Consider the following 7,071-nt stretch of genomic DNA (forward strand, 5'->3'; position numbering starts at 1 on the left):
CGCCCCTTCCGAAGATTAGTCGGTCGATTCTAATCGCACCCTTCTAAGTGCTTCGATCTCGTTCATGCATGCGGTCGACGTACCCATGGGGTCCGGCATCGCTAGTCGTCGACGACATATCCGTCCAACGTGTGCTGGCCTGCATGAGAGTGTACGAAACTGATCGAGACGTGAGCCGGAAGATGTTCACTTAGCGCTGCCGGGGGGGCCCCGCCCTGCACGAAGTGCACCCTAATCTTGTCGCGGCCTGATAGGCGCGCGCAGGTTTTCCGATCTGCCTTTACTCTTTCGACATAGGAAGACGGAAGCGGAGTGACTTTTGGTTCTCTTGCTGAGAGCGATAATCGGCTCTGTTCGCGCCGCAACTGTCTCAACTCGGACACGATTTCCTTCCGACGTCCCTCACTTGCGCATTTCTGCAGTTCCTCGCGAAGGTCATCAATTCTAGACACCAGCTTGACCACAATGGCCCGTCGCTTCTGCTGCTGCTTCTTGCTAATTATGGGAGGACGTCGAGGACCACGGCTCAACTTTGGAGCTCCTGCTGATTCGCTAGGACTGAAGGTTGGCGAAGGAGAGCCCAAGAGTAAGCGACTGACAACGCGGCTCGACATCGGAAGATGGTCGAAGTCCGCGCAGTCTCAACTCCCTCTAGTCGCTGGTGCGAGGCAACAGGGGCAAGGCGGGATCGAGTTCCTCCTGCTCCAACGTCTTGGCATCTTCCTTCGCCAGGTACGCTGCCAGAGCTGCAATCCCGGATTCCGGCGGACATCGCGCCGGGGCCGATTTTTTCGCCTGCACCTCGCCAGATCGTTCGGCGATTTCGACGCTCATCAGATGAGGTCGTATCGGGCGACCGACGGCACGCTCGATCGTGTGGAAGATCCAGGTGCCGTCCGGATCGATGTCCGACCAATGGAAGAGCGGTGTCCGTTCGGACACCATGCCCGCGATCGTCCGCAGCGCCTGTTGGGTGGCGAGCGAAGGATAGCCGCCCACGTACATGGTCGTTCCAAGCCGACCGGGGTCCGCCTCGGCAATGTGCCTGTTGAAGCTTGCGAAGTTCTCAATCGTCAGGACATAGGTCGGCGTCTCTCGGAAGCGGATGCGATCCGCCTCCTTGGGCGTGATTCCGAGATAGTGGGGGGAGGCACGGGACAGATCGGCCCCGTCTAGATCGATCCGCCCCGCGATCAGGAGCGGCGGGGCGAAGCGCTCCAGTCCGATGGTCCGCAGCGCCTCTCGAGGGCGGGCGCCGGGCGGAAATTCGAGGATCCCGCTGAGAAGCCGCACGACGACGCCTTCTATGCGTTCGAGCGTCTTGCTGTTGCCCACCGTCCTTCGTGAGAACGTCTTGTAGTCGACGTCGAGATGCCAGTTGTCCAGGATCGCCTGGGCGAGAGCGAATCCATTGCGCAGCTTGTCGACATCCGACGCCCCGAATCCGTGCCAGCTCTTCCCTCTTCCCCAGGCATCCATGATCGAGGGGGCCACCTCCAGCAAGCGCCCGTCCAAAGCGAGGCCATCCACGAGTCGCGTACCGGCGTCTTGCGCGAGCTGTCCGGCCGGAACGCGACCTAGATGACTGTCATTCGGCCTGCAATATTGGCTCTGACTCACTTTTGATGCAGTTTGCGGGATGTCTGGCGGTTTGATTGGAGGAGAATCAGCGCCAAGCAGCAGGCACTCCACCGCTCCAGTTTGGTGTCGCGTGGGTTTGTTGTAGAGAGTGCTTACTACGAGGGTGACAAGGCGATCGTTGTGGTTCGGGCTTCCGGAAGCTTCGGCCTGTGTCCATCTTGCGGAACGGCTTCCCGACGTGTCCATAGCCGCTATCGGCGCCGCGTGACCGATCTGCCGCTCTCGGGGCGAATCGTCAAGCTCCTGGTGATCGCCCGCCGCTTCCGCTGTGACGCCGTCCTATGCGGGCGCCAAATCTTCACCGAGCGCTTCGCCGAAGGCGTACTGGCGCCATCGGCGCGACGGACGGCAAGGCTGGACTCCATCGTCCATCACCTCGGCCTGGCGCTTGGCGGTCGACCGGCAGCAGGCTTTGCAAAGCGGCTGATGCTGCCGGTAAGCAAAGATACGCTTCTTCGGGTGGTCCGGCGCCAAAGCCGTCCCCCAACTGACCCGCTCAGGGTTATCGGCATTGATGACTGGGCCTGGCGGCGCAATCACCGATACGCCAGCATTGTCTGCAACCTCGAGAGGCGTCGGGTGGTCACCCTGCTGCCGGATCGTGAACCAGCAACTGCACAAGCGTGGCTCGCTGCTCATCCCACGATCGCAATCGTCGCCCGTGATCGTGGTGGCGGATACGGCGAAGCCGCGGCCAAGGCCCTGCCGCATGCAGTACAGGTCGCCGATCGTTGGCATCTGATGGAGAACGCCAGTCGGGCTTTCCTCGAGGCCGTGCGCAAGTCGATGCGCCAGATCCGCACCGTGGTCGGTGCGACCACGATCGACCCCAAGCTGCTCGCCGCCGAGCGCCTTCAGTATGAGGGCTATCTGCGCCGCGAGGAGACCAACGCGGCCATCCTGGCTCTGTCGAAGAACGGCATACCTATCAAGCAGATCGTGCGTCAGACCGGCCACAGCAGGAAGCTGGTGCGACAGGTGGTCCGCGGCGAACGTCACGACGTCTTCCGAACCCGACAAAGTTCGTTGGATCTACACTTACCATGGCTGGACGAGCAGTGGGCCTCCGGCTGCCGTAACGGGGCTGAACTTTGGCGTCGTTTAAAAGGGAGGGGCTTCCGAGGCTCGCTCCGAGTCATCAGCGAGCGGGCAACCCGCAGACGACGGGCGGAAAGAGCCGACACACAAAACCTTCAGAGGATTCCGTCGGCCAGAACGATCGCGCGCCTCATGATAATCGGGCGGGACTTGCTCACGAAAGCAGAGACCGTGACGGTCGCGGCGATCGAAGCTGGCGTGCCAACCTTGGTCGAGGCAGGCGAGATCATTGCCGAATTTCATCTGATGATCCGGCGCGAGACGGAGGCGGGTCTCATGACGTGGATAGAGCGCGCCCGCGCTAGTCTCGTCGCCTCGTTCGCCAGTGGCGTCGCAAGGGACGAAGCAGCGGTCCGGGCAGCAATCACTTTGCCCTGGTCTAATGGCCAGACCGAAGGTCAGATCACGCGCCTCAAGCTCGTCAGACGTCAGATGTACGGCCGCGGCAAACTCGATCTGCTTCAAGCGAGACTAATCGGCGCAGAATAATCGGAGCTGCACCAAGATTGCGTCAGAGCCAAATTTGCAGGCCGATTGACAGGTATCTACGAGCGTGGCGGCGCTAAGGTAAATCGCAAGGAGGCCGAGGCAGTCGTTGCCGAAGTTGTTCGGCGCATGAAAACCTCTGCCCATTCGATCGGAGTGGTCACATTCAACGGCGAACAACAACGGTTGATCGAAAACTTGCTGGATCAGGCCCGTCGCGCAGATCCGTCGCTTGAGCCCCACTTTGACCGAACGCAGACGAGAGAGCCAATCCTCGTCAAGAACATCGAGAATGTGCAGGGCGACGAGCGCGATATTATAATTTTCTCCGTAGCAGTCGGCCCGGATAAGACCGGACGCGTCACGGCTCAGATTTCTTCTCTGAATAGCGAAGGCGGTCACCGTCGACTGAATGTCGCAGTTACACGTGCGCGCCGAGAACTCTTGGTCTTTGCAACATTGCGACATGAGAAAATCGATTTAGGACGAACCAGCGCAAAGGGAGTGATTGATTTCAAGCATTTCCTTGAGTTCGCTGAACACGGCGCGCGTGCCATAGCGGAGGCATTTTCACCAACCGGACGCGAGACCGAATCGCCCTTCGAGGATGTCGTGATGCGAGCCTTGCAGCAGAAGGGTTGGACATCCATCCTCAGGTCGGCGTCTCATTCTTCCGGATCGACCTCGGCGTCGTTCATCCAGACTTCCCGGGACGCTATCTCGCAGGCGTCGAATGCGACGGCGCTGCTTATCATCGATCCGCGACTGCCCGCGACCGCGATCGCTTGCGTGAAATGGTGCTTACCGACCTTGGCTGGCGGATCCGGCGAATCTGGAGCACCGAATGGTGGATGGACGCCGCCACTGCCACGGATAAGCTTCACACCCGATTAGTATCAGACCTCGATGCGGACCGGGCGTCCCGCCCGACGGGTCAAGATGCCCCGCCTTCGGTTGATGGCACTCTCCGTTCGGATCAGCTCGACCGATCGGCCGACATCACGTCCGAAGCTGCCGAGGCGCAAGCGGAACGCGAGCAAACCGAGCCTGCACCGGAGCCGGCAAATGACGATGGAGAAACTATACAAGAAGCAAAGGTTTACGCTCGCGGACCAACGACAGAAACACCGGAAGTAGAGAGCGCGCCGGCCACGACGTATATGAAGGCTGACCCCGCGAGCGTGGCGCAACCCGACCGAGAGCGCTTCTATGATGTTGGCTATCGCGGTAACCTCCGCAGCATGGTGGGATCATGTCGTCGAGAATAGAAGGTCCGATCTACCTTGATGTCCTGGTTGATCGTATTGCCCGCGCGCACGGCTTTATGCGATCCGGCGAGACAGTACAAAAGTTTGTCGCCTCGTCGCTCGGACGCAACCGTTTTCCGACGACAAAGGAAGGAGAGCGGGAAGTCGTCTGGCCGCAAGATGCGGCAGAAACCAATCTTTCTCCCTACCGGGGAGCTGGCGGCCGCGATCACGGCGACATACCTATTCCCGAATTGGCAGGTCTCGTAGGATTGTTGCGGTCTGCAGGCCTCGAGGAAACCGAGGAGATCATCCGGGGGATGCAGGAACATTTCGGCCTAGGGCGCCTCGCGGCATCAACGCGCGAACGATTCGAATCGGCCGTAGCGGCGGCGGGTTAGGCGGATCATCTATCGATTTCGACGTGCCCTCTAACCGACAGTGTCCGCTGCCGAGAGCGGTGGTTTCCGTGGAAAACTGTCGCGCGAGCTCGCCTCCTGTTCGACGTATATGCAAGTTGCGGTAAAGCTGCCTTGTAACTGTCGCGCGTCAGCTTTGCGCGGGCATCCCATATTGGAGGGGCCATGAATTTCGCAGCAACTGCGGCCGGCGCGACGCATGAGCCAACCCTTCAATGTCCGCATTGCAGGAACGAGATTAAGCTCACCGAATCTCTTGCCGCGCCGCTGCTGGAAGAGACGCGGAAGCGGTTCCAGGAGCAGCTCGCCAGCAAGGATGCTGAGGTGGCTCGCAAGACCGAAGCTTTGCGCGAAGAGCGCGAACAGCTGGCGAAGGCGCGCGGGGAAGTCGAGGATCAAGTCGCCAAGCGCTTATCAGCCGCAAAACAGCTGCTGATCGCCGCGAAGCCAAGAAGGCTCGCGAGGCTTCGGTGGCAGAGCTACAAGCCAAGGAGACGGAAGCGAACGAGCTCCGGGAGTGCCTCGCGGCGAACAACGCTAAGCTTGCGAGGGCCCAGCAACAGCAAGCTGAACTTATGCGCAAGCAGCGCGCGCTGGATGAAGAAAAGCGCGAACTTGATCTAACGATTGAGAAGCGTGTTCAAGCATCCGTGGACCAAATTCAGATCAAAGCCCGGCAAGATGTCGATGAAGCCGCGCGGCTTCGCGTCGCGGAGAAAGATCAGACCATCGAGTCGATGGCCCGCACGATCGAGGAATTGAAACGCAAAGCAGAACAGGGTTCCCAACAGTCCCGGGGAGAAGTGCTCGAGCTTGAACTTGAGGTCCTATTGCGCGGGCGTTTTCCGACTGACCAAGTTGAGCCCGTTGGCAAGGGCGAGCTCGGTGCCGACGTTATCCAGCAGGTCAACGGTTCAATCGGCCACGCTGCAGGGATCATACTTTGGGAGTCCAAAAGGACGAAAGCATGGAGCGACGGCTGGCTAGCCAAGCTGCGTGACGATCAACGGCGATGTGGCGCCGACGTAGCGCTGATAATCTCGCAAGCGCTCCCGAAGCACATCGAACATTTTGACTTGGTCGACGGTCGTTTGGGTCGCCCATCCCCGCTACGCTCTTCCGGTTGCTGCTGCTCTTCGTCAGACGCTCATTGAGGTCAGCTGGTCGCGCTTGGCTCAGCAGGGGCAACAGTCGAAGATGGAGCAAGTGTATCAATACTTGACTGGTATCAAATTTCGGCAGCGTGTCGAGGCTGTCGTAGAGAAGTTCAATGACATGCGCGAGGACCTCGATAAGGAGCGCAAGTTCATGGGGCGGCAATGGGCTAAGCGCGAAACTCAGATCCTGTCGGTGATCGAATCCACGGTCGGTATGGTTGGCGATCTGCAGGCGATTGCCGGCAAGGCGATGCCCGAAATTCCGAGTCTCGATTTGCCGTTGCTAGAGACCGCGATCGATGAGGACCGCCGCGCCGGTTGAGCTGGTCATACGAATTGCCGAGGACCAAACACGAGGGCGCGGACCGGCTCCACTTGCAGTTGCGCTGCTGAGTGATAAGTTGTCCTCGGGGGATCAAGAGTCCTATTTTTGCCGGCGTTTGTTTATTGCGCCCCCAACATTGCATAGGGGGACCAATTGGGCTTTGAGACCGGTTCGATCTGGAGAAGGTGGGATCCACACATCCATACTCCGGGCAGCATTCTCTCTGATAACTTCGTCGGTGGGTGGGAACCATATTTGGCTGCGATTGAGGGCCAGAGCGAGGTTCAGGCAATCGGCATCACCGACTACATGAGCATCGCAAATTATCGTGCGATGCGGAAGTTCAGAGCTGAGGGCCGAATCTCCAACATCGCGCTGATGTTTCCGAACATCGAGTTTCGGATCACCCCAAAGACCCGCGATGGCCGCGCGATCAATATTCATCTCTTGGTCTCGCCCGACGATCCAAATCATGAGGAGGAGATTGAAAATGCGCTCGGTCGACTCTCAATTGAGTTTAACAACCGCATTTACTCCTGCCAGCATGCCCAATTGACCGCTTTGGGCAAGGTGACCTGCCACTGCGTATTTCCTCCAGAAGGAGTTAGAGTCCGGCCCGAAGAAGGACGGACAGATGAAGCGAGCAAGGTTCACGGAAGAGCAGATTATCGCGCTGTTGAAGGAGCATGAGGCCGGGG

General features: G+C 59.4%; 5 protein-coding genes and 2 pseudogenes. 6 read left to right on the plus strand and 1 reads right to left on the minus strand.

Annotated features, from left to right (window positions below; translation table 11 throughout):
• Positions 1 to 651 precede the first annotated feature (651 nt).
• A complete protein-coding gene (locus P0R31_RS36350) occupies positions 652 to 1,494 on the minus strand; it encodes a Wadjet anti-phage system protein JetD domain-containing protein (RefSeq protein ID WP_275519698.1) in 843 nt (280 codons plus the stop codon).
• Between the two features lie 171 nt (positions 1,495 to 1,665).
• Between P0R31_RS36350 and P0R31_RS36355 the strand changes: the two genes are divergently transcribed.
• From P0R31_RS36355 to P0R31_RS36380, 6 genes and pseudogenes are all read left to right on the plus strand, one after another.
• Positions 1,666 to 3,228 carry an ISL3 family transposase gene (locus P0R31_RS36355; protein WP_275519700.1) on the plus strand — a complete coding sequence of 521 codons (1,563 nt, stop codon included), beginning with the start codon at positions 1,666 to 1,668 and terminating at the stop codon, positions 3,226 to 3,228.
• Positions 3,229 to 3,354: 126 nt separating this feature from the next.
• Positions 3,355 to 3,621, plus strand: a pseudogene (locus P0R31_RS36360) (AAA domain-containing protein); the annotation flags it as partial.
• Positions 3,622 to 3,863: 242 nt separating this feature from the next.
• Positions 3,864 to 4,493: a hypothetical protein gene (locus P0R31_RS36365; protein WP_275519688.1), complete on the plus strand. Its 630-nt coding sequence runs from the start codon at positions 3,864 to 3,866 to the stop codon at positions 4,491 to 4,493.
• Positions 4,478 to 4,873, plus strand: a complete 396-nt coding sequence (locus tag P0R31_RS36370) for a DUF3320 domain-containing protein (RefSeq protein WP_275519690.1) — start codon at positions 4,478 to 4,480, stop codon at positions 4,871 to 4,873. The genes P0R31_RS36365 and P0R31_RS36370 overlap by 16 nt, the downstream gene beginning before the upstream one ends.
• 183 nt (positions 4,874 to 5,056) lie before the next feature.
• Positions 5,057 to 6,370, plus strand: a pseudogene (locus P0R31_RS36375) (DUF2130 domain-containing protein).
• Between the two features lie 156 nt (positions 6,371 to 6,526).
• Positions 6,527 to 7,063: a hypothetical protein gene (locus P0R31_RS36380; protein WP_275519692.1), complete on the plus strand. Its 537-nt coding sequence runs from the start codon at positions 6,527 to 6,529 to the stop codon at positions 7,061 to 7,063.
• The last annotated feature ends 8 nt before the right edge of the window (positions 7,064 to 7,071 follow it).

Origin of the sequence: Bradyrhizobium yuanmingense (assembly GCF_029167105.1) — a bacterium.
GTDB lineage: Bacteria > Pseudomonadota > Alphaproteobacteria > Rhizobiales > Xanthobacteraceae > Bradyrhizobium > Bradyrhizobium yuanmingense_A.

What these genes read in the sequence shown, in the direction of transcription:
- P0R31_RS36370 (WP_275519690.1), top strand. Translation starts at nt 4,478, where the DNA reads ATGTCGTCGAGAATAGAAGGTCCGATCTACCTTGATGTCCTGGTTGAT.